This is a genomic window from Mesorhizobium sp. M0139, from assembly GCF_040322455.1.
In the GTDB taxonomy this organism is placed as follows: domain Bacteria; phylum Pseudomonadota; class Alphaproteobacteria; order Rhizobiales; family Rhizobiaceae; genus Mesorhizobium.
Genome location: NZ_JAMYTN010000006.1, coordinates 277736 through 298805, shown reverse-complemented (window position 1 = coordinate 298805; position 21070 = coordinate 277736). Strand labels below are relative to the sequence as shown.

The window sequence follows — 21070 nt, the reverse complement described above, 5'->3', positions numbered from 1 at the left end:
GCATCCTCCCAATGGTTATTCGTAATATTTGCCGGCGTAGATAATTCTCGCAGCGGCCTTCCAAGGATTTTCATCAGCCAGGAATGCCGGATCGCCACCCTGATTGTCTTCAGTCCAAGCGACAGCCCGCTCGAGAAAGGCGCTGATCGAGCCGTTTTCCCATCCATTCCAACCTGAAGAATAGGGTCCCGCCGGTTTCAATGCTTCTTTGCGGTCCGCATCCTCGCTATCTCGCCTCAGACCGTCGATGAACCCGATGAAAGACTGCAAATCCTGAACATCGTCGAGAAGCAATCGAAGGCTTTCCGAGGACCGCGCCTCTGATGCCCGCAGATCCTCCCAGTGTTGTTCATCCGTCACGTCTTTGCCTCCAGCCCCACAACAAAGCCGTCGCGGGCAATCGTCAAGTCACCTACCCACGATTTCCTGACAGCAACCTCCCAGTCGGCCCCGCCGATCTCGGGATCATCGGCCGGAATAAGGTGGTTGAGCACCAGCCTCTTCACCCCGGCATCGGTGGCGATGCGGCCGGCTTCCTCGGCAAATGAGTGGCTGGCGAGCAGATGCTCCTTCAGCCGCGCCCCGTTGCCGGTCCTGGCGACCAGCCGCTCGATGCCCTCGTCCAGCATGGCTTCATGGACGAGGATGTCGGCATTTTTGGCGAAGCCGGCGAGCGGCGGGAAGAAGGCGGTGTCGGATGAGAAGACGACGCTTTTACCGCCTTGCTCGAACCGCAGCGCGAAACAGTCGGTTACCGGTGGATGGTCGACGCGCAGTGCCGAGACCTTCGGGCCGCGTTGTGCGAAAACCTGGCCTTCGCCGAATTCAACGATCGAAACCAGTTCGCGGATGTCCGGCCTGCCTTCGTCGACGATTCGGATCTCGATGTCGAACTCCATCGCCTGGCAGAAGCGCCGCCAGTAATGCCCGGTGCCGGGCGGTCCGAACAACGTCACCGGACTGGCCAGACCGGCGGTCCAGGCGGTGTGGAGCAGCGCCCCCAGTTCCAGCACATGATCGGAATGCAGATGGGTGACGAAGATCAGGTCGAGCGCCTTCAGGCTGACGCCGGCATCGACCAGGCCACGCGTGACACCCAGCCCGCAATCGACGACGATGGTCCGCCCGCCAAGCTCCAGCAGCGACGAACTCGGCCACGGCCCGCCCGACCGCAACGCCGGGCCGCCTTTCGAGCCGAGAAGCACCAGCCGGTCGCTCATCGAGCTGATCTCAAGACCAGTCGCCCTCCGGCGTGCCGTTGAAGCGCTTCTTCAGGTCGGTCCAGCAGTCAATGTAATTGTCCTGCCTTGTTTCAAGCTCGGCGCCGTAGCGGGTCAGCATTTGCGGGAATCGGGTCTCGAACATGAAGGCCATCGTGTTGTCGAGCTTGACCGGTTTCAGCTCGGAGCGCGAGGCCTTTTCGAAGCCAGGTGCGTCGGGGCCGTGGGCCAGCATCAGATTGTGCAGGCTGATGCCGCCGGGCACGAAGCCTTCTTCCTTGGCGTCGTACTGGCCATGGATCAGGCCCATGAACTCGCTCATGATGTTGCGGTGGTACCAGGGCGGCCGGAACGTGTCTTCCGCCACCAGCCAGCGCGGCGGGAAGATGACGAAGTCGATATTGGCGGTGCCCTCCTCGCCGCTCGGCGCCGTCAGCACGGTGAAGATCGACGGATCGGGATGGTCGAACAGGATGGCGCCGACCGGCGAAAACGTCGCCAGATCATATTTGTAGGGCGCATAGTTGCCGTGCCAGGCGACGACGTCGAGCGGCGAATGGCCGATCTCGGTGACGTTGAAATTGCCGCACCATTTCACCGTCAGCCGGCACGGCGTCTCCTTCTCCTCGAACCAGGCGCTGGGCGTCTTGAAGTCGCGTGGGTTGGCCAGGCAGTTGGCGCCGATCGGGCCGCGGTCGGGCAGCGTCAGCTTGGCGCCGTAATTCTCGCAGACATAGCCGCGCACTTCCTTGTCGGCGAGCTCGACCTTGAACACCAGACCGCGCGGCAGCACGGCGATCTCGCCGGGCCGAAGCTCGATGACGCCCATCTCGGTGACAAAGCGCAAGGCGCCGACCTGGGGGACAATCAGCAACTCGCCGTCGGCGTTGAAGAAATGGTCGTCGACCATCGAGCGGTTGGCGACATAGACATGCGCCGCCATGCCGCTTTGGCCCAGCACGTCGCCGGCGGTGGTGATGGTGCGCATCCCTTGAATGAAATCGGTCGGCTCCTTCGGCATCGGCACCGGGTTCCAGCGATACTGCCCGAGCGCCAGTTCGTGGTCGCCGACATTGGGTGCTGTCTTCCACAAGGGATAGCTCGCTGCCTTGAAGCGGCCGGTGTGTTTTACGCTCGGCCGGATGCGGTAGAGCCAGGAACGCTCATTGGTGCCGCGCGGCGCGGTGAAGGGCGAGCCCGATAGCTGTTCGGCATAGAGCCCGTAAGCCGGCCGTTGCGGCGAGTTCCGCCCCTGCGGCAGCGAGCCGGGCAGCGTCTCGGTTTCGAAGTCGTTGCCGAAGCCCGGCATGTAGGAAAAGGTCATCCGATCCTCCCTGATCCCGGCCCCGCGAAGCGCTGCTTGCCGGCGATGTTGACCAAACTGGTTTCATTTGTAACCATCGAAAATGTAACTATCAACGGGCGAATGCCGCATCCATGGTGCAGATGGAAATCCTCGAACTCGAAAGCTTCCTGCCCTATCGGCTCTACCGGCTGGCCGACGCCGTCAGCCGCGAATTTTCAAAAATCTACCGCGACCGCCACGGCCTGACGCGGCCGGAATGGCGCACCCTGTCAGGGCTCGGACAGCGCGGCACCATGACGGCGACAGCGCTTGGCGAACAGTCGGCCATGCACAAGACCAAGGTGTCGCGCGCGGTGGCCGAGCTTGAGCGGCGGCGCTGGCTGATCCGCACGCCGGACGAGAACGATCGCCGCGTGGAGCATCTGACGCTGACCAAGGCCGGGCTGACCGCCTATCAAGAGATGGTGCCGCTGGCGAGGGCGTTTGAACGGGAGTTGCTGGAGAGGCTTGGTACGGAAGAGCGGGCGGCGATTGTGAATGGGGTGGCGGCGCTGGAGGCAAAACTCACCTTGGGTTGAGATCTTCCCATAAGTTCGACCGTCGCTGAAATCAGATCGCGAATGCGGCAGGCAACGCCCCTAGACCGTAATAGGCGCGTTCGGCTTCAATGAAGCCTCTGACACGGCTTCGAAATGCCGCCGGATCATCAATGTAGGCTAGAAGCGCCTGCGCTTGCGAAGCCGCGTGTCTTTGAGCGCTTTCAAACAGTCGCCTTGCCGTTTCAAAATCACCGGCCAAACCAGCCGCCACCCCGGCGTGGAAGGCCGCCCACTCGCCGTAGGCGCCCGGCTGCAATTCACTCACGAGGATTTTCGCTGTCGTTTGGACGGAAGGGAACATCGATCGGTGAACCTGATCGATTTCGACGACCTTCTTGGCCATTTGATCAACCGCGAGAAGAAACTGTGGCGGGCTCTCGAACGGAACGAACTGTCCAATGCGCTCAACGCGATCGAAGGTAATCGTTTCCGGAAGCGAACCCCAGAGCCAGTGGACTGCTACGTTAAGGTAAGTGCCCTTGGACCAGGAACTGGGCTGGAACTCGACTACACTTAGCCAGAAGCCGCGATCGGCGATCCAGATTCGGGACTGCCCTTTGCGTCGAAATCCGGCCGGCTTCAGTACGAGCTTTGCCTGCGAGGCAATGATACGACCGTGCTCATTGTCCGCCATCTTGCACCCACACGTGCCTCACCAATCCATCACCACCTTGCCCGAACTGCCGCTCCGCATCGCGTCAAACCCCGTCTGGAAATCGTCGATCCCAATGCGGTGCGTAATCAGACCCGACACATCCAGCGGCCCCTGCACCAGGGCGATCATCTTGTACCAGGTCTCGAACATTTCGCGGCCGTAGATGCCCTTCAAGTGCAGCATCTTGAAGATGACCTTGTTCCAGTCGATTTCGAAGCCGGTCGGCGCGATGCCCAGAATGGCGATCTTGCCGCCATTGTTCATGGTGTCGATCATGTCGCGAAAGGCGGGCGCGGCGCCCGACATTTCGAGGCCGACGTCAAAACCCTCGGTCATGCCCAGCGCCGGCATAACGTCGCGCAGTTTTTCCTTCGAGGCATCGACGACATGCTGGACGCCGAGCTTTTTGGCCAGCGCCAGCCGCACCGGGTTGATGTCGGTGATGACGACTTTTCGCGCCCCCACACATTGGGCAACGAGCGCGCCCATGATGCCGATCGGCCCGGCGCCGGTGACCAGAACGTCTTCACCGACCAGGTCGAAGGACAGAGCGGTGTGGACGGCATTGCCCAGGGGATCGAAGATCGCGGCGATCTCGTCGGGCACATCGTCGGGGATCGGCACGACATTGTGCTGCGGGATCGCCAGATATTCGCCGAAGGCGCCGGGGCGGTTGACGCCGACGCCGAGCGTGTTACGGCAGAGATGCCCCCTGCCGGCGCGGCAATTGCGGCAATGGCCGCAGACGATGTGACCTTCGCCGGAGACACGCTGGCCGACCTTGTATTCGGTGACCGCAGCGCCGAAATCGGCCACCGTGCCGACGAATTCATGGCCGGTCACCATCGGCACCGGCACGGTCTTCTGCGCCCACTGGTCCCAATTGTAGATGTGGACGTCGGTGCCGCAGATCGCCGTCTTCTTGACCTTGATCAGCACGTCGTTAGGGCCGATCTCCGGCACCGGCACCTCTTCCATCCAGATGCCCGGTTCAGCCTTGGCCTTCACCAGCGCCTTCATCATGTTCGACATGCTACAACTCCTTACCCTCCCCCTTGTGGGGAGGGTGGCCCGAAGGGCCGGGTGGGGGTCAAAAACTGGCGGAGGTCGTGACCCTGCAGACCCCCACCCCGCCTCCCGCCCGCTTGCTTCGCAAGCGGTCGAAAGTCGACCCTTACAAAGGGGGAGGGTAAAACTCTCAGCCAATCACGCCCAGTTCCTTGCCGACCGCCGCGAATGCTGCCACGGCGCGGTCGATGTCGGCGGTGGAATGCGCCGCCGACATCTGGGTGCGGATGCGCGCCTGGCCTTTCGGCACCACCGGGAACGAAAAGCCGATGACATAGATGCCGCGCTTCAGCATGCGCGCCGCCATTTCCTGCGCCAGGCTCGCATCGCCCAGCATCACCGGGATGATCGGGTGATCGGCGCCGGCCAACGTGAAGCCGAGTTTGCCCATCTCGGACCGGAAGCGCGCCGCATTGGCATAGAGGCGCTGGCGCAGGGCGTCGCCATTTCGGATCAGCTCGAACACCTTGATCGAGGCGCCGGCGATCGCCGGCATCAGCGTGTTGGAGAAGAGATAGGGCCGCGAGCGCTGGCGCAGCCAGTCGACCACCTGACCTTTGCCCGAGGTGTAGCCGCCCGAGGCGCCGCCCAGCGCCTTGCCGAGCGTGCCGGTGATGATGTCCACCCTGCCCTCGACGCCGCAATGTTCGGCCGAGCCGCGGCCGTTTTTGCCGACGAAGCCGACGGCATGGCTGTCGTCGACCATGACCATGGCGTCGTATTTTTCCGCGAGGTCGCAGACGCCTTTAAGATTGGCGATGATGCCATCCATGGAGAACACACCGTCGGTGGCGATCAGGCGGAAGCGGCAGTCTTTCGCCTCCTTCAGCCGGGCTTCGAGATCGGCCATGTCGTTGTTGGCGTAGCGGAAACGCTTGGCCTTCGACAGCCGCACACCGTCGATGATCGAGGCATGGTTCAGCGCATCGGAAATGATCGCATCCTCCTCGCCGAGCAGTGTCTCGAACAGGCCGCCATTGGCGTCGAAGCAGGAGCCGTAGAGGATGGTGTCGTCCATGCCGAGGAATGATGAAATCGTTGATTCAAGCTGCTTGTGCTCTTCCTGCGTGCCGCAGATGAAGCGCACCGAGGCCATGCCGTAACCGTAGCGGTCCAGCGCGCCTTTGGCTGCATCGCGCAATTCTGAGCTGTCGGCGAGGCCGAGATAGTTGTTGGCGCAGAAATTCAGCACCTTGTCGCCGCCGACTTCGATCTCAGCCGACTGGGTCGAGGTGATCACCCGCTCGGATTTGTAGAGCCCGGCGGATTTCAGCCCTTGCAGTTCGTTGTCGATATGGGAGAGGAATGCCGCGCTCATGGATCAGGTCCTGTTGAGATTGGCGCGACTGTCGCGCTACGCGCACTAAAAATCCATCGCAAAAGCGACCGTTTCGGTGGCACGGCGGGCTCAACCCTGGCGCGACCCGATCGCATGGCCCGCATGCTGGAGTAGCAGGCACGCGAATACGGCCATGCCGCGAAAGAACATGATAACCATCTCGGCAGCTTTCGTTTACTGCCGAAGCAACAGTTCCGCCGGCTTCCAGACCTGTTAACCCTTTCAAGCCAATGGTCTTCTCGCCACGAATCGGTGGCAGAATCAGTTCGACCGAGGGGTCACCTAGAATATGTCGCAGCAGCCGGCGCAAACCGTCTCGGGCAAACTCATCCTGTTGATCAAGAGCGGCTACTGGCTGGCGCTGCTGATCATCGCCGCCATGGTGATGGCCTCCTTCATCCTGCTGCAGCAGATGATGGCGGCGCAACAGCACAACCATACTCTGCTCGACATCGTCAGCACCCAGAAGGCGCTGTCGCAGCGCATCGTCTTTTTGACCAGCGCAACCGGCTCCGCCGCGCGTGACAAGCAGCCGGCCCTGGTTGCCGCGCTGAAACAGGCGACCGCCGAGTTCGAGGCGAACTACGACCTGCTCCTCAAACAGACGGGAGCCGACCCGCTGTCGCCGGCATTGTCCGACCCAAAGTCGATCGAGAGCGTCCTTTACGGCAAGCCGTTCCACCTCGACTATTTCTCGGTCGGGCTGGTCGCCAATGGCGAAAGGCTGATCTCGTCCTTCGAATCCCAGCTCTCCGGCAATGCCGCCTACAAGGGCGGCGGCGAGCGCGTCAATCTCGATGCTTCCGTCGCCAATGCGACGCTGTCGGGTTATGCCGCGCTCGGCCAACGCATCGCCGCATTCGCAGACGAGCGGTCGGAAAAGCTCCTCGATCTCCATCGCACCTTGTTCTACGCCACCATCGGCGTCATCGTGCTGGTGGCGCTTTTCATCTTCCGGCCGATGTCGAAGGCGATCCTGCGCAAGACCCATGAGCTTGTCGATGCCCGCAACTCGATGGCCTTCATCGCCGTACATGACGGGCTGACCGGCCTGCACAACCGCACCTTCCTGACCGATCACTTCGAAACGCTGATCAAGGGCGCGCATCGCCGGCGTGAGAGGCTGGCGGTGATCCAGCTCGACCTCGACCGGTTCAAGCAGATCAACGACACGCTCGGCCACGCCGCCGGCGACTATGTTCTGGTCGTCACCGCGCAGCGCATGCGCGATTCCTGCCGTGCGTCGGATCTGTGCGCTCGCCTTGGCGGCGACGAATTCGTGATGATCCTCAATGGCGCCGGCGGCCCCGAGGACATCAACATGCTGGCCCGGCGCATCCTGGAGGAGATCAACGAGCCGATTACCTTCCAGGGCACGACCATCCTTCCAGGGGCCAGCGCCGGCATTGCCGTCTATCCGATCGACGCCGACAATGCCGAGGATCTCCTCGTCCACGCCGACCTCGCGCTCTATTCCGCCAAGAAGCTCGGCGGCGGCAGCTTCTCGTTCTTCTCCGAGGAACTCAGGCGCGAGCTAGACTACCGCAAGCAGCTCGAGCACGACATCAAGGTCGCGATTTCGGAGAACGCCTTCCAGGTCTATTTCCAGCCGCAGGTGTCGCTGAGCAACGGCGCCATCAGCGGCATCGAGGCGCTGGTGCGCTGGAAGCATGCCGAGCGCGGCATGATTGCGCCGGGCGAGTTCATTCCGGTCGCCGAAAAATGCGGCTTCATGCCCGAGATCGGCCGCATCGTCTTTACCAAGGCAATCGAGCAAGCAGCCGAATGGGATCGCGCCGGCATTGCCTTCGGCCGGCTTGCCGTCAACGTGTCCGGCACCGAGCTGCGCGAACCCGACTTCGACCGCTTCCTGTTCGCGACGCTGGAAAAGGCGGGCCTTGCTCCGCAGAAACTGTCGCTGGAAATCGTCGAATCCGTCATTCTCGACGACGAGAAGACGGGCATCGCGGCGAAGCTGCGCCACATCCGCGCTGCCGGCGTCCATCTTGAGCTCGACGATTTCGGCACCGGCTACGCCTCGCTCAGCCATGTCAATCCCAACGAGATCGACCGGCTGAAGATCGACCGCCGCTTCGTCCAGAACATCAACGAGAATGGCGACAACACCAAGATCGTGCGCGCCATCACCGAGCTGGCGCGCGGTCTCGGCATTTCGATCGTCGCCGAGGGCGCGGAAACCGAAGCCGAGCTCGATTCGCTGATGGCGATCGGCTGCGATCAGGTGCAGGGCTATTCCATCGCCTTCCCGATGCCGCAGGACAAAGCGCGCGAATGGCTGCTGGCGCGCAGCCCGAAGAAAGCCAAGCTGAAGGTGCTTCAGGGCAATTTAGCCTAGACTATTGCCCACCGGTGCCGGTCATTTGGCCGGCGCGACATTCGCCCGCAATGCCGCCAGCACCTCGGCGAACTCCGCCAGCCTGTCGTCCGGCAATCCCGCGCGCAGCCGCTTGTCGAAGATGAGAGCCGCCGCCCGCAGCTTCAGGAACATCGTTTCGCCCGCCTGCGTCAGCTCGACCAGATGAACCCGGCGGTTGTCCGGATCGCGGCGGCGCGTCAGCAAGCCTTGCGCCTCCATGGCGTTGAGATGGTGGGTGAGCGTGGCGCCCTGGATGCCGATCATGCCGGCAAGTTCGCGCTGGTTGGCAAGCTCGCTCGACTTGACCGAAAGCAAGGTCAGCCACACCGGCAGCGTGCCGCCGGCCTCGACCAAAGCGGCGTCAAAGGCCTGCGCCACCAGCTTGGAGGTGCGCGCGAGATTCATGCCGATTGGCGGACGGTCAAAGGGAGTCATGCGCCGACAGTAGAACAAGGCGCCGGCCGATGGAACGCGGCATTATACATTGACATCGAACCATTTGATAGCTAACTATCATGCGTGTCGATCTACCGAGTTCGTATTATCCCGCATTCGACAGGAATCCGAGGACGGGCGGCGGGCAAGGAGGAAGCGGTCATGCAATATGTCTACATCGTCGTTATCGGCCTTCACGTCATGGCCGGTGTGTTCTGGGCCGGCACCACTATCACGCTTGCCCGCGACCCCGAGATCAGGGCGGAGCGCTTTATTGGACCGCAAATGGGCTCGGCCGGTATGGTGTTCGTGACCGGCGCCCTGCTCTGGTATTTCTTCCACGGCGCCTATTTCGGCTCGATGGAAATGGTGCTGGCGCTAGGCATCCTGGCCGCCTTCGCCGCTGCCGGCGTTCTCAGCGTCGTCGTCCGCAAGACCAGCCGGCAGCTTGCCGGCGCGGACGTCGCAACGGAAGCGGCGCTGCGCACCAAAATGGCCCGCGGCGAGCGCATCGCCGCCTGGCTGCTGGTGCTCACCGTGCTTTGCATGGCGACCGCCAGGATGATTTGAGCCCTGCCGCACGTCGCCTCCCGGTTGAAGACCATTCCGCATCGTGCGTCGCCTGGCTCTCGGCTGGTGGCGTCCGCGGCGCGCAGTTCGGACGGATGTGCAAGGTGGCTCTCCGCACAGAGGTTTGGCTGCGCGCCACCCATCACTTTGATCGATCGAGATGCGCCCGCCGGAAGGGTGAGATCGAGCTTTGGAACAAGCCGTAGGCCGGCTTGTAGGCTCAAACCCGCAAGCCGAACCTGATGCCATCATAGATGGCGGCGTGGATGTTGCGCGAGGCGACCGCATCGCCGATGCGCAACAGCACGAAGCCGCCTTCGGGGTTGCGTGAAGGAAAAATATCGCCGCCGCCGACCAGCCGCTCGTAATCGACCGCGCCACCATTCTTCGACAGCGGTTTCAGCTGGAGATAGAGATCGTCGAGCGGCGCCGTGCCGTGCTCGACCACCACCTGGTCGACCCGCCTTTCGCCACGCCAGCCATCGGCAAAGTCGGAGGCGAGTTCGGCGACCAGTTGGTTGCCCTCGCGCCGTACCGAGCGCAGCCTGGTGTTGATGGTGATGGTGACGCCCTTCTCCTGGAATACGCGCATATAGGGCACGTGGTTCATGCCGCCCATTTCGGGGGCGAAGAAGCGCTCCGGCGAAACCAGCTCCAGTTTTGACCCTGCATTGGCGATCAGCTCCGCCGCGCCCATGCCCTGGTGGCCACCATTGTCGTCGAAGAGCAGCACGTTCTCCGCCGGCTTGATGCTGCCGGCCATGATGTCCCAACTCGACGTGACGAGATTGTCGCCTGATGTCAGCGGCGGGTTCTGTGGCAGGCCGCCGGTGGCGATCACCACCACGTCGGGCGACAGCGCCAGCACTTCGTCCCGCTCGGCCCAGGTGTCGTAGCGGATCCCGACGCCGAGCCGGTCGAGTTCGGCCAGCCGCCAGTCGATGATGCCGATCAACTCCTTGCGGCGCGGGTTCTGCGTCGCCAGCCGAACCTGGCCGCCGGCCTGACCGGAGGCTTCAAGCACCGTGACATGATGGCCGCGTTCGGCCATCACGCGAGCTGCCTCGAGCCCGCCAGCGCCAGCGCCAACGACGACGACGTTCCGCCTGGGCCCTACGGTCTTCAGGATGATATGCGGAATCTCGGCCTCGCGGCCGGTCGCGGCATTGTGGACGCACAGCGCCTCGCCGCCTTCATAGATACGATCGAGGCAATAGGTGGCGCCGACGCAAGGCCGGATCTCGTGCTCGCGACCTTCCATGACCTTCTTGATGATGTGCGGGTCGGCGATATGGGCGCGGGTCATGCCGACCATATCGAGCTTGCCGGTCGCGATGGCGTGGCGCGCCGTGGCGACATCGGAAATCCGCGCCGCATGGAAGGTCGGGAATTTTGTTGCCGCCCTCACCTCGCCGGCGAAATCGAGATGCGGCGAAGAGCGCATGCCGGTCACCGGGATAACCTTGGTGAGCGCCGCGTCGCTTTCGATCGAGCCGCGGATGATGTTCAGGAAATCGACCTTGCCAGAATTGGCGAGCCGTCTCGCGATCTCGACGCCCTCGGCCTTCGACAGGCCTTTGTCAAAGTCCTCATCGGCGACCATGCGGATGCCGACGATGAACTTCTCACCGACGGCCGCTCGCACGGCATCCAGCACCATGTCGGTGAAGCGCAGCCGGTTGTCGAGCGAACCGCCGAACTCGTCGTCGCGATGGTTTGTGGCCGGCGACCAGAAGCCGTCCATCAGATGGCCGTAGGATTCGAACTCGATGCCGTCGAGGCCGGCCGCCTGGCAGCGCTGCGCAGCCGACGCATAGTCGGCGACGATGCGCTCGATGTCCCAGTCCTCGATGGTTTTGGGGAACGCGCGGTGCGCCGGCTCACGCACCGGCGAAGCCGACAGCACCGGCAGCCAGTCGGCCTTGTTCCAGCCGGTGCGGCGACCAAGATGGGTGATCTGGATCATCACCTTGCAGTCATGCTCGTGGCAGGCGTCCGCCAGTTCGGCCAGCCACGGCACGATGCGGTCGTCATAGACATGCAGATTGCCAAAGGCGGCCGGGCTGTCGCGCGAGACGATCGCCGAGCCCGCCGTCATGGTCAGCGCCATGCCGCCCTTGGCCTTTTCGGCGTGGTAGAGCCGGTAGCGCTGTTTCGGCATGCCGTCCTCGGAATAGGCCGGCTCGTGGCTGGTCGACATCACCCTGTTCTTCAGCGTCAGGTGTTTGAGCTGGTAAGGCTGGAGAAGCGGGTCGTTGCTGGTCATCATCTTCCTGCCATTCCAATTTGTGTCGGAGCAGCGCGTGCTGCTCCAGTTCTTGTCTTAAGCATCGAATTTATTCGAAAATCGCTGCACACTTTTCGGTCCGGTGCTAATGAGCGCGGAAAATCCCCAGGAAAACCGCGATGATCGATACCAAAACCCTCACCCAGCTCGGCGCCCACGTCGAGACGCCACAGAGCCCGGAGACCGCGGTCCTGGAGACCGTGCCGTTCCAGCGCGGCGACGGACCGCCGGCGATCGTGCGCTTCACCTGCCCGGAATTCACCTCGCTCTGCCCGGTAACCGGACAGCCGGATTTCGCTCATATCGTCATCGACTACGCACCCGATGCCACGCTCGTGGAATCGAAGTCGCTCAAACTGTTCATGACCTCGTTTCGCAACCATGGCGCTTTCCATGAAGACTGCACGGTGATGATCGGCCGCCGCATTGTGGCGGCAACGAAGCCGCTGTGGTTGCGCATAGGCGGCTATTGGTATCCGCGCGGCGGCATTCCGATCGATGTCTTCTGGCAGACCGGCGCTCCGCCCGAAGGCGCCTGGTTGCCCGACACCGGCGTTGCCCCCTATCGCGGAAGGGGCTGAAGCTATTTTGCGGAACTTTAGCGGGACAGCGCCCCCCTCTGTCCTGCCGGACATCTCCCGCACACGGGGGAGATTGGCCGCCACATAGGCTTTAGCTAATCTCAAATGATGCGGAGCGGGCGAGACGCTGGAACTGCTGATCTCCCCCCGTGTGGGGGAGATGTCCGGCAGGACAGAGGGGGGCGCGAAGGATCGCAGGCGCTGACCCTCAATCAACATTATTCGCACTGATACTGGCTGAGCGCCCATTCACCGGTCACCGAAAGCAGATCGGATATCTTCCAGTCGCCGTCGACTTTCCTGAATTTCCATTCAAGGCGATGCGGGTTGCCGGCGACGACGAAGGCGACAATGACCTTGGCCTGGTCGCCATTGATCGCTTCGAGTGTCTTCAGGCTCTTATCGATCTCGGTCTTGTCATAGTCGGCATTGTCGAGCGCCATGTTGGGGTCGAGACATTCTCCCTGCCCGGATGTGCGCAACGCGTCGCTCTTGTCGAGAACGGTTTTTGCCGGGTCGATGAAGTGGCTGCGCTGCGCGGGATCGATCTCCAGTCCCACCTGATCGTAAAATGGCCGCACCACCGCCGTCGGGGATCCCGGCAGAATGGGTGCGGCCGGTGGGGCGTCGGCCGGCGGCCACCCAACCGGCGGTGTCGCCGGTTCCACCGCTGTCCCGGGTGGATTTGCGGGCGGTGCTGCGCCGGCCGGTGCCGTCACGGCCGGCGCATTGGCTGGCGGCGGGCCCAACAGGCCTTGTGCTGCGGCTGCGCTCATACCCACCGACAGCACGCACATGGGCGACAGCGCCAAGGCAAGACGGCGGAGCACGGGATCACTCCGGCGCTTTGTCGGGCATGCATTCCAGCGCGCTTAGCGTCCAGTTGCTGGTCTTGGAGGTGATGTCGGCGACCTTCCATTTGCCGTCGATTTCCTTCAGCGACCACAGCATTTCGCGTTTGGAATCATCGCCTTCCGCAAAAAGGCTGAAGGTGGCGGTGACTTCGGCCGTATCGCCATTGACGGTCTCGGCCAGCTTCAATGTCTTGGCAATCGACTTCTGGTCGAAATCCTGGGCGTCGAGGCCGGGATCGAAGTCGAGGCAGGCGACTTCGTCGGGCTTGTTCTTCGTTGCCTGGTCGTTGAGATCGAACAGCTTGGTCACCGGCTCGGTGAAGCGGTCGCGGTACTTTGCATCTCCCTCGAATTTCACCTCGGGCACATAAAAGAACTTCACGGCGTTGGAAGCCGGCCCGGCCAGCACCGTCGCTGGCAAGGCAATCGAAAAGGCAGCGGCAAGCACTATCGGTTTCATGCGGGATCTCCGGACGTTTGGCGGCAAGGCGGCAATACCAGACATCCTGCATATCGGCTTTTTTGCGGCTCATGAAGCCCCGGCTTACACCATCTCAGCCATCCAGCCAGACGTTCTGCAGGTCCATCTCGAAGGTCTGGTGGACGCCGTAGTTTTTCACCTTCTTGTTCATGTGGCTGTAGAGCTTCTGCCAGAAGGGTTGAATGATGACGCCGGAATCCTGCAGGATCTGCTCGACATCCTTCATCACCTCACGCCGCTTCTCCACATCGATCAGCGACAGCGCCTGCTTCAGCTTGGCGTCGAAGTCCGGGTTGGAATAGGCCGATTCATTCCAGGCCTCGCCGGTGCGATAACCAAGCGCCAGGACCTGGACGCCAAGCGGGCGCATGTACCAGATGGTCATCGAATAGGGATATTTCGTCCAGTCGTTCCAGAAGGTCGAGCCCGGCAGCACCGTGCGCTTGACCTTGATGCCGGCGTCGCGCAGTTGGCCGGCAATCGCGTCGCCGGTGTTCTTCTGCCAATCGTCCTCGACGGTGATCAGCTCGTGCTCGAAATCGGCCTGCCCAGCGTCGGCCATCAGTTTCTTGGCGCCGGCCGCGTCGCGCGTCTTCTTGGGCAGCGCGAAATATTCAGGATGGATAGGGCTGACATGGTGGTTTTCACCGACCGTCCCTCGCCCGGCATAGCCGAGTTCCAGCACCGCATTGTTGTCGACCGCCATCTGCAGCGCGTTGCGCACCCGCTGGTCGTCATAGGGCTTGTGGGTAACGTTCGTGCGGGCAACCAGCGTGGTTGCCGTCGCAACCTCGGACTTCTCCAGCCCCATCTTATCCAGGATGTCGATGAAGTCGGCCGGAGTCTCGAAATTGAGGTCTATCTCGCCGGATTCGAAGGCGTTGATCGAAGCGTTGAAGTCGGTGCCGTAGTCGATGAACTCGACGCTGTCGAGCGGCGCTTCACCACCCCACCACTTGCCGTTTTCACGACGCTTGACCACCGCCTTCTGGCCGACATCGTAGGAGACCAGTTCGAACGGGCCCGTGCCGATCGGCTTCTTGACCGGGTCGGCGCCTTCGGCGTCGAAATTGCGGTGGACGACGAGCGCGGGATAATCGGTGAGGTTCGGAATCAGCGAAATGTCGGGCGCGCTGAGCGTCAGCTTGACCGTATTGTCGTCGACCTTGGCGATCGCGCCTTCCCTGGCCTTGCCCGACTTTTCGTCGATCAGCCCGCCGACGCGAGCGGCCATGGAGTTGCCGGCGACCTTCTTCTCGCACCAGCGGGTAACATTGAAGACCACGTCATCGGCGTTGAAGGCATCGCCATTGTTCCAGGTGATGCCCTTGCGCACATGCAACGTGTATTCAGTGGCGTCGTCATTGATGTCCCAGCTTTCGAGCAGCACTGGCTCGAAGGTGAATTCCCTGGTGTAGCGGACCAGCGGCTCCAGCCAGCAGCGCGAGATGTTGGCGAGTTCCACCCAGTCATAGGTGCGCGGATCTTTTTGGGCCTTGACCGACATCGATATGTGCAGCGTGCCGCCCTTCTTCGGCTCCTCGGCAAAAGCCTGTCCCGGCGCGGCAAGGCCGATCATGCCGTAGGCCAGCGCCGTCGATGCGCCGAACGCACTTGCCAATGCAAGAAACTCGCGCCGGTCCATACGGCCAGCACGCGTCTCTTGCGCCATCGCCTCGATGGCCGTTGGCACGCGATCGCCATTGCTTTTGAAAAGTGTCATGTCTTTCTCCCTTGCGGTTCCCATCGGGTCTTCGCCCGTTATCAACTCATTCGTCGTTCTCTTAGCTAACGCTGTCGGGCAGCCTCTCCTCGCGCTGCGCGATAAAGTCCCTGAGGCCCTCGGCAATGCCCTCATCGAGTTTCGGCTCTTCATAGTCGGCCAGCATGTTGCTGGCTTTCTCGCGGCCGCGCGTGTCGTGGTCCTTCGCCCCTCCAGCCTTCCATTGTTCGTAGGAGTTGAAATCCATGATGGTGGGCATGAAGAATGCCGACTCGTAGTGATCGAGCGTGTGCTGGGTGCCGAGGAAATGGCCCTGCGGCCCGACTTCGCGGATCGCCGCCATGGCCTCCTTGAAGTCGTCGAACGACAGGCCGCCGGCATATTTGTACCAGCCGACAAGCTGCTCGCAGTCGGTGGCGAATTTCGAATAGCCGCAGGTCAGCCCGGCCTCCAACCAGCCGGCGGAGTGCCAAATATAATTGGCGCCGGCGAGGATGGCGGCATGCATCAGCATGTTGGATTCATAGCCGGCCTGGGCGTCGTTGAGCTTGGAGCCGACATGGAAGCCGGAGGTTCGCCAGGGCAGTTTGTATTTCCGCGCCAACGCGCCCATCAGATACATCATCTGCGCAGCCTCCGGCGTGCCGCCCATCGGCGCGCCGGTCTTCATGTCGACCGTCACCATGAACTGGCCGTAGATCTGGGGCGAACCCGGGCGCAGCAGTTGGGTGAAAGCGACCCCGGCCAATGCTTCGGCATTGACCTGCGCCACCGCGCCGACGGCCGAGGCCGAAGTCGATGCGCCGCACAGCGCAAAGGGCGCCAGGATCAGCGGCTGATTGCTGCGGGCATAGACCTTCATCGCGTCCAGCATGGTGGCGTCCCACACCAGCGGCGAGTTGCAGTTGGTAATCGACACCAGCACCGGATTGTCGCGAACGAAATCTTCGCCAAAGACGATGCCCGCCATCGCCATCGTGTCTTCGGCGCGGTCTTTGGAAGTAACGATGCCCATGAACGGCTTGTCGGAATGCTTCAGCGCCGAATGGATGATGTGGAGATGCCGTTTCGGCACCGCGATCTCCATCGGCTCGCAGATGATCGAACTCGACGAATGCAGCGCCGGGGCCATGTAGGCGAGCTTGTGAAAATTGTTGAGGTCTTCAAGCGTGCCATAACGCCGGTTGTTGTCGAGGTCGCGCACGTAAGGCGCGCCATACATCGGCGCGAAGATGGAGTTCTTGCCGCCGACGCGCACGGTGCGCTCGGGATTGCGCGCATTGAGGGTGAATTCGGACGGAACCTTCGCGACCAGTTCCATCAGCAGGCCGCGGTCGATGCGGACGCGTGTCTCGGACACGTCGGCGCCCGCCGCCTTCCACATGGCGATCGCCTCGTCGTCGCGGAACTCGCAACCGACCTCTTCGAGGATGGCGAGTGACTCCTGTTGGATCAGTTCCACCGCCTCGTCCGGGACCATCTGGTAGGTGGGGATCTCGCGGACCAGCGTTGGGAACGAGGTGACGGGGGCGCTCCTCAGCGCCTTGCGTCCGAGGCGACCGCCGCCGCGGCGGTGGGTTTGCTCGGTCAGTTCAGTGGCCGGTGCGTTCATGGAGCCTCCTCATTCCGTCCAACCAAGTTAGCGAGAGGAAATATGGATGTGATGCTGGAAAATCCTGATCTCTTGTATAAGCTCAGCTTATGCGAAGCCTGCGCCACCTCCTGCCCTCGGCCGGCAGCCTGATCGTCTTCGAGGCGGCGGGCCGGCTGTCGAGCTTCACCGCTGCCGGGCGCGAGCTTGGCATGACGCAGGCCGCCGTCTCCTATGCGGTGCGCGGGTTGGAGGAACAGCTTGGCGCGCAGCTGTTCCAGCGCCGCCACCGCCAGGTCGTCCTGACAGAAGCGGGCGAACGCTTCCATGCCGACGTCTCACTCGGCCTGTCGCATATCCGCAAATCGGCGGAGGATCTGCGCCTGCAGGCGACCGGCGGTCATGTCACGCTGGCGGCGTCGACCGCCTTCGGCTCGTTCTGGATGATGCCGCGGCTGCAGCAGTTCCGCGACGAACTGCCGGGCATCGACTTGCGCATCCAGACCGCCGACCGCGATCTCGACATCATCGCCGAGGGCATCCCGCTCGCCGTGCGCGGCGGCGAGCCGCGCGACTGGGCCGACTATCATTCGCTGCCGCTGGCCGACGAGGAGATTTTTCCAGTCGTAGGCGCCAGCTATCTCGCGAAATTCGGCATGCCAAGGAGCGTCGCGGAGTTGGCGACGCATCGCCTGATCCACCTCGAGGAGCCCTACCGCGAGGCGGCTAGCTGGGACGAATGGTTCCAGTCGGCGGGCGGCAGCCTCGACAACACCGCGCGCGGCCTGCGCATCAACGATTACGGCCTCGTGATCCAGGGCGTCATGGAGGGCCAGGGCATCGCGCTCGGCTGGCGGCATCTGGCCGAACGGCTCCTGGCTTCGGGGCTGCTAGTGCCGGTGACCGACCATGTGCTGAGAACCGGCAAGGCGTTCTACGTGGTTTGGCCTAAGAACCGTGAGCTGAGCGAGAATGCGCGGAAAGTCAGGGACTGGCTGGCGGCGCAGGCTTGAAATCGGTTGCAGCGTAGTCACTATCGCGGAGTTCCTTCACACCCCCCTCTGTCCTGCCGGACATCTCCCCCGCAAGGGGGGAGATTGGCAGTTCATACGTCGCGTCACCCTTCAGGCATTGAAGATTGGCGAAAGCCGTCGTGACATCTGATCTCCCTCCTTGCGGGGGAGATGGCCGGCAGGCCAGAGGGGGGTGCTGTCCCGCTGGCGTCTCCAATGTCCGGCATTCATTGAAGCCTTCCGCACACCCTTCGAATCCGCCTATAATACCCCCATGCCCATTCGCCAGCTTTCCGAAACGATGATCAACCAGATCGCCGCCGGCGAAGTCATCGAGCGTCCGGCGAGCGTGGTGAAGGAACTGGTCGAAAACGCGCTCGACGCCGGCGCCTCCCGCGTCGAGGTCGTCACTGCCGGCGGCGGGCTGAACCTGATCCGCGTCACCGATGACGGCTCCGGTATCCCCGAACAGGAACTGGCGCTGGCCATTGCGCGCCACTGCACCTCGAAACTTGCCGACAACATTCGCGATATCCGCTCGCTCGGGTTCCGTGGCGAGGCATTGCCGTCGATTGGTTCGGTGTCGCGACTGTCGGTTCGCTCGCGCACGGCCGCAGGCGACGCTGCAGCCGAGATCGCCATCGAAGGCGGCCGCGTTTCGGCGGTCAAACCGGCGGCGGCCAACCGCGGCACCACGGTCGAGGTGCGCGACCTGTTCTTCGCCACGCCGGCCCGGCTCAAATTCATGAAGGGCGAGCGCGCCGAAAGCTCCGCCACCAGCGACGTGCTCAAGCGCATCGCTATCGCCTTCCCCGCCGTGCGCTTTACGCTCGCCGGCTCGGACCGCTCGACGCTGGAATTGCCGGCGACCGACGACACGGCGGAAGGCAGCCTGCGCCGCGTCGCGCAAGTCATGGGCGCCGAGTTTCCCGACAATTCCATCGCTATCGACGCCAGCCGGGACGGCGTGCACCTGACCGGCCACGTCTCGATCCCGTCCTTCACCCGCGCCAACGCGTTGCAGCAATATGCCTATGTCAACGGCCGGCCAGTGCGCGACAAGCTGATTGCCGGCGCCATTCGCGGCGCTTTCGCCGATGTGCTGCCGCGCGACCGGCACGCGGTGACCGTGCTGTTCCTGACGCTCGATCCGGCGACCGTCGACGTCAACGTCCACCCAGCCAAGGCCGATGTGCGCTTTCGCGACCCCGGCCTGGTGCGCGGGCTGATCGTCGGCGCCATTCGCGAGGCGCTGGCCAATGCCGGCATCCGCGCCGCCACCAGCGGGGCCGCCGGGATGGTGGCGGCGTTCCGGCCGGGAGCCGCCTCCTACGCCCATGCGGGTCCTGCCAACGGTCATCGCAGTTATGACGCGGCCTACCGGGCCTCGGGCTTTTCGGGCTTTGACCGCTCGCCACAGCGGCCGCTGGATATGGGATTTGACGGCGCCGGCTTCCGCGAAAACGACCAGGCTGCATTCGACGCCGGTCCGCTCGCCAGCGCCGATGCGCGTGCCGGCTTAGCCGAGCCGGCCGAGACGCTGCTCGGCACCGCGCTGGGCGCCGCCCGCGCGCAGGTGCACGAGAACTACATCGTCGCCCAGACCAGGGATTCGCTTGTCATCGTCGACCAGCACGCGGCGCATGAGCGGCTGGTCTACGAGGCGCTGAAGAATGCCCTGCACTCGCGCGCGGTGCCCTCGCAGATGCTGCTTCTGCCGGAGATCGTCGACCTGCCGGAGGAGGACGCCGAGCGGCTGGCCATGCATTCCGAAACGCTGGCCCGGTTCGGCCTCGCCATTGAGCGTTTCGGTCCCGGCGCGGTGGCGGTGCGCGAGACGCCGTCGATGCTCGGCGAAACCAATGTCCAGCAATTGGTGCGTGATCTTGCCGACGAGATCGCCGACAACGACACGATCGAGACGCTGAAGGAACGACTGGACAAGATCGCCGCGACTATGGCCTGCCACGGCTCGGTCCGCTCCGGCCGCCTGCTCAAGCCTGAGGAGATGAACGCGCTGCTGCGCCAGATGGAAGCAACGCCGGGCTCCGGCACCTGCAACCACGGCCGCCCGACCTATATCGAACTCAAGCTCGCCGACATAGAGCGGCTGTTTGGGCGGCGGTGAGCACAAGCCAGGTCAGGCCACACGCTCAATTCACCAACAGGCGATAATCCTTGAACCTATGAGAGAAAACGTAATCCCGTGAGTAACCGGCGCTACCGCCGCGAAAATTCACGGAGATTGTCTCGAAGCTTCTCCCAACCTGTTTTTGAACATTCATGTAGATGGGAGTCATCAGCATGCCGGCATCGCAATCGTCGTCATCGAAAGCGATCTCCTGAACGACCTTCTTTTTCTTCTTATCGATGACCCGCAGCTTATTCATGCAGACGAGAAAGCCCGCTTTCTCGTAGACCCCGGCAAATCTGTGGGTTGCTGTCTGCGCCCAGAAGGGAATCTCGACGGTGCCGTCAACCTTCGCCTCACCGGTATCGTCGAGGCTTGCGACCTTCTTCAGCGTGATCGGGAACTTGTCCGAGCCCTTGCTCCAAGTCTCTGTTGCGCCGCTTTCGCCAAGGTCGAGAGAAAACGGACATCCGGTGGTGCCAACGGGCGTTTTCGATCCCATGACCAGCACCCGGTCGTCCGCAATCTCGCAAAGGAAGACGCTGGTGCCACTGATCTTGCCGTACACCGCTATCGGGCTTTGCTTCGCGTCATGGAAATAGCTCCCCTCGACCGTAATCCCCCTGCCGAAACTGTCATATCTCTGCAGCGATAGGTGGACGGGGTTAGGTCCGATGGAGCCTTCGTAGTTTTCGACCTGATACCAGCCCGCGGCGGCTTTCCCGGTCAGCAGCAAAACGCAAAAAATTGCCGATATGAACAGTCTTCCCATTCCGTCCCCCAGTGAACGCAGCGTACCATAGCTGTCCTTCCTCTGGGTGTCTGCATTCTGATGGAAGC

19 protein-coding genes are annotated in these 21070 nt (G+C 62.8%); 6 read left to right on the top strand and 13 right to left on the bottom strand.

Annotated elements, in window-relative coordinates; genetic code table 11:
• Positions 1 to 15 precede the first annotated feature (15 nt).
• The 3 genes from NKJ58_RS12975 to hmgA are packed head-to-tail and all read right to left on the bottom strand — an operon-like array spanning position 16 to position 2544.
• Positions 16 to 360 (bottom strand): DUF7660 family protein, encoded by a 345-nt coding sequence (locus NKJ58_RS12975; RefSeq protein WP_023713593.1) that lies wholly within the window; start codon positions 358 to 360, stop codon positions 16 to 18.
• Positions 357 to 1220, bottom strand: a complete 864-nt coding sequence (locus tag NKJ58_RS12970) for an MBL fold metallo-hydrolase (protein ID WP_352519326.1) — start codon at positions 1218 to 1220, stop codon at positions 357 to 359. The genes NKJ58_RS12975 and NKJ58_RS12970 overlap by 4 nt, the downstream gene beginning before the upstream one ends.
• A gap of 10 nt (positions 1221 to 1230) precedes the next feature.
• Positions 1231 to 2544, bottom strand: a complete 1314-nt coding sequence (hmgA, locus tag NKJ58_RS12965; RefSeq protein ID WP_023689622.1) for a homogentisate 1,2-dioxygenase — start codon at positions 2542 to 2544, stop codon at positions 1231 to 1233.
• A 122-nt stretch (positions 2545 to 2666) separates the two neighbouring features.
• Between hmgA and NKJ58_RS12960 the strand changes: the two genes are divergently transcribed.
• Positions 2667 to 3104 carry a MarR family winged helix-turn-helix transcriptional regulator gene (locus NKJ58_RS12960; RefSeq protein ID WP_352519333.1) on the top strand — a complete coding sequence of 146 codons (438 nt, stop codon included), beginning with the start codon at positions 2667 to 2669 and terminating at the stop codon, positions 3102 to 3104.
• Between the two features lie 31 nt (positions 3105 to 3135).
• Here the strand turns inward: NKJ58_RS12960 and NKJ58_RS12955 are convergent, their stop codons facing one another.
• The 3 genes from NKJ58_RS12955 to NKJ58_RS12945 all read right to left on the bottom strand — a co-directional run bounded on the left by NKJ58_RS12955 (position 3136) and on the right by NKJ58_RS12945 (position 6166).
• Positions 3136 to 3759 carry a DUF4304 domain-containing protein gene (locus NKJ58_RS12955; RefSeq protein ID WP_352519327.1) on the bottom strand — a complete coding sequence of 208 codons (624 nt, stop codon included), beginning with the start codon at positions 3757 to 3759 and terminating at the stop codon, positions 3136 to 3138.
• A gap of 18 nt (positions 3760 to 3777) precedes the next feature.
• Entirely contained in the window at positions 3778 to 4812 is a 1035-nt protein-coding gene (gene tdh / locus NKJ58_RS12950; RefSeq protein ID WP_023672918.1) for an L-threonine 3-dehydrogenase, read from the bottom strand.
• Positions 4813 to 4978: 166 nt separating this feature from the next.
• Positions 4979 to 6166, bottom strand: a complete 1188-nt coding sequence (locus NKJ58_RS12945; protein WP_352519328.1) for a glycine C-acetyltransferase — start codon at positions 6164 to 6166, stop codon at positions 4979 to 4981.
• A 310-nt stretch (positions 6167 to 6476) separates the two neighbouring features.
• Here NKJ58_RS12945 and NKJ58_RS12940 point away from each other — a divergent pair, with 310 nt between their 5' ends.
• On the top strand, positions 6477 to 8543 hold the full coding sequence (locus NKJ58_RS12940; RefSeq protein WP_023682927.1) for a putative bifunctional diguanylate cyclase/phosphodiesterase: 2067 nt from the start codon (positions 6477 to 6479) through the stop codon (positions 8541 to 8543).
• A gap of 21 nt (positions 8544 to 8564) precedes the next feature.
• On the opposite strand, the gene NKJ58_RS12935 is transcribed toward NKJ58_RS12940, so the two are convergent.
• Positions 8565 to 8969: a MarR family winged helix-turn-helix transcriptional regulator gene (locus NKJ58_RS12935; RefSeq protein ID WP_023672921.1), complete on the bottom strand. Its 405-nt coding sequence runs from the start codon at positions 8967 to 8969 to the stop codon at positions 8565 to 8567.
• A 192-nt stretch (positions 8970 to 9161) separates the two neighbouring features.
• On the opposite strand from NKJ58_RS12935, the gene NKJ58_RS12930 reads away from it, so the two are divergent.
• Positions 9162 to 9569, top strand: coding sequence for a hypothetical protein (locus NKJ58_RS12930; RefSeq protein ID WP_023682929.1), 408 nt, complete (start codon positions 9162 to 9164; stop codon positions 9567 to 9569).
• Between the two features lie 220 nt (positions 9570 to 9789).
• Here NKJ58_RS12930 and NKJ58_RS12925 read toward each other — a convergent pair whose 3' ends face one another.
• Positions 9790 to 11835: an oxidoreductase gene (locus NKJ58_RS12925; RefSeq protein WP_023682930.1), complete on the bottom strand. Its 2046-nt coding sequence runs from the start codon at positions 11833 to 11835 to the stop codon at positions 9790 to 9792.
• A gap of 140 nt (positions 11836 to 11975) precedes the next feature.
• Between NKJ58_RS12925 and queF the strand changes: the two genes are divergently transcribed.
• Positions 11976 to 12437: a preQ(1) synthase gene (gene queF / locus NKJ58_RS12920; RefSeq protein WP_023682931.1), complete on the top strand. Its 462-nt coding sequence runs from the start codon at positions 11976 to 11978 to the stop codon at positions 12435 to 12437.
• Positions 12438 to 12655: 218 nt separating this feature from the next.
• Here queF and NKJ58_RS12915 read toward each other — a convergent pair whose 3' ends face one another.
• From NKJ58_RS12915 to NKJ58_RS12900, 4 genes are all read right to left on the bottom strand, one after another.
• Positions 12656 to 13267, bottom strand: coding sequence for a hypothetical protein (locus NKJ58_RS12915; RefSeq protein WP_023682932.1), 612 nt, complete (start codon positions 13265 to 13267; stop codon positions 12656 to 12658).
• A 4-nt stretch (positions 13268 to 13271) separates the two neighbouring features.
• Positions 13272 to 13751 (bottom strand): DUF3828 domain-containing protein, encoded by a 480-nt coding sequence (locus NKJ58_RS12910; protein ID WP_023682933.1) that lies wholly within the window; start codon positions 13749 to 13751, stop codon positions 13272 to 13274.
• 94 nt (positions 13752 to 13845) lie between these two features.
• Positions 13846 to 15495, bottom strand: a complete 1650-nt coding sequence (locus NKJ58_RS12905; RefSeq protein ID WP_023682934.1) for an ABC transporter substrate-binding protein — start codon at positions 15493 to 15495, stop codon at positions 13846 to 13848.
• Between the two features lie 61 nt (positions 15496 to 15556).
• Complete coding sequence (locus NKJ58_RS12900; protein WP_352853232.1) at positions 15557 to 17107, bottom strand: trimethylamine methyltransferase family protein; 1551 nt, start codon at positions 17105 to 17107, stop codon at positions 15557 to 15559.
• A gap of 89 nt (positions 17108 to 17196) precedes the next feature.
• Between NKJ58_RS12900 and NKJ58_RS12895 the strand changes: the two genes are divergently transcribed.
• Both NKJ58_RS12895 and mutL read left to right on the top strand, forming a co-directional pair.
• Complete coding sequence (locus tag NKJ58_RS12895; RefSeq protein WP_023682936.1) at positions 17197 to 18099, top strand: LysR substrate-binding domain-containing protein; 903 nt, start codon at positions 17197 to 17199, stop codon at positions 18097 to 18099.
• Between the two features lie 274 nt (positions 18100 to 18373).
• Positions 18374 to 20227 (top strand): DNA mismatch repair endonuclease MutL, encoded by a 1854-nt coding sequence (gene mutL / locus NKJ58_RS12890; RefSeq protein ID WP_023739251.1) that lies wholly within the window; start codon positions 18374 to 18376, stop codon positions 20225 to 20227.
• A gap of 25 nt (positions 20228 to 20252) precedes the next feature.
• On the opposite strand, the gene NKJ58_RS12885 is transcribed toward mutL, so the two are convergent.
• On the bottom strand, positions 20253 to 21002 hold the full coding sequence (locus NKJ58_RS12885) for a hypothetical protein (protein WP_156932408.1): 750 nt from the start codon (positions 21000 to 21002) through the stop codon (positions 20253 to 20255).
• Positions 21003 to 21070 lie beyond the last annotated feature (68 nt).

What these genes read in the sequence shown, in the direction of transcription:
- NKJ58_RS12970 (WP_352519326.1), bottom strand. Translation starts at nt 1,220, where the DNA reads ATGAGCGACCGGCTGGTGCTTCTCGGCTCGAAAGGCGGCCCGGCGTTG.
- hmgA (WP_023689622.1), bottom strand. Translation starts at nt 2,544, where the DNA reads ATGACCTTTTCCTACATGCCGGGCTTCGGCAACGACTTCGAAACCGAG.
- NKJ58_RS12960 (WP_352519333.1), top strand. Translation starts at nt 2,667, where the DNA reads ATGGAAATCCTCGAACTCGAAAGCTTCCTGCCCTATCGGCTCTACCGG.
- NKJ58_RS12955 (WP_352519327.1), bottom strand. Translation starts at nt 3,759, where the DNA reads ATGGCGGACAATGAGCACGGTCGTATCATTGCCTCGCAGGCAAAGCTC.
- tdh (WP_023672918.1), bottom strand. Translation starts at nt 4,812, where the DNA reads ATGTCGAACATGATGAAGGCGCTGGTGAAGGCCAAGGCTGAACCGGGC.
- NKJ58_RS12945 (WP_352519328.1), bottom strand. Translation starts at nt 6,166, where the DNA reads ATGAGCGCGGCATTCCTCTCCCATATCGACAACGAACTGCAAGGGCTG.
- NKJ58_RS12940 (WP_023682927.1), top strand. Translation starts at nt 6,477, where the DNA reads ATGTCGCAGCAGCCGGCGCAAACCGTCTCGGGCAAACTCATCCTGTTG.
- NKJ58_RS12935 (WP_023672921.1), bottom strand. Translation starts at nt 8,969, where the DNA reads ATGAATCTCGCGCGCACCTCCAAGCTGGTGGCGCAGGCCTTTGACGCC.
- NKJ58_RS12930 (WP_023682929.1), top strand. Translation starts at nt 9,162, where the DNA reads ATGCAATATGTCTACATCGTCGTTATCGGCCTTCACGTCATGGCCGGT.
- NKJ58_RS12925 (WP_023682930.1), bottom strand. Translation starts at nt 11,835, where the DNA reads ATGACCAGCAACGACCCGCTTCTCCAGCCTTACCAGCTCAAACACCTG.
- queF (WP_023682931.1), top strand. Translation starts at nt 11,976, where the DNA reads ATGATCGATACCAAAACCCTCACCCAGCTCGGCGCCCACGTCGAGACG.
- NKJ58_RS12910 (WP_023682933.1), bottom strand. Translation starts at nt 13,751, where the DNA reads ATGAAACCGATAGTGCTTGCCGCTGCCTTTTCGATTGCCTTGCCAGCG.
- NKJ58_RS12905 (WP_023682934.1), bottom strand. Translation starts at nt 15,495, where the DNA reads ATGACACTTTTCAAAAGCAATGGCGATCGCGTGCCAACGGCCATCGAG.
- NKJ58_RS12900 (WP_352853232.1), bottom strand. Translation starts at nt 17,107, where the DNA reads ATGAACGCACCGGCCACTGAACTGACCGAGCAAACCCACCGCCGCGGC.
- NKJ58_RS12895 (WP_023682936.1), top strand. Translation starts at nt 17,197, where the DNA reads ATGCGAAGCCTGCGCCACCTCCTGCCCTCGGCCGGCAGCCTGATCGTC.
- mutL (WP_023739251.1), top strand. Translation starts at nt 18,374, where the DNA reads ATGCCCATTCGCCAGCTTTCCGAAACGATGATCAACCAGATCGCCGCC.
- NKJ58_RS12885 (WP_156932408.1), bottom strand. Translation starts at nt 21,002, where the DNA reads ATGGGAAGACTGTTCATATCGGCAATTTTTTGCGTTTTGCTGCTGACC.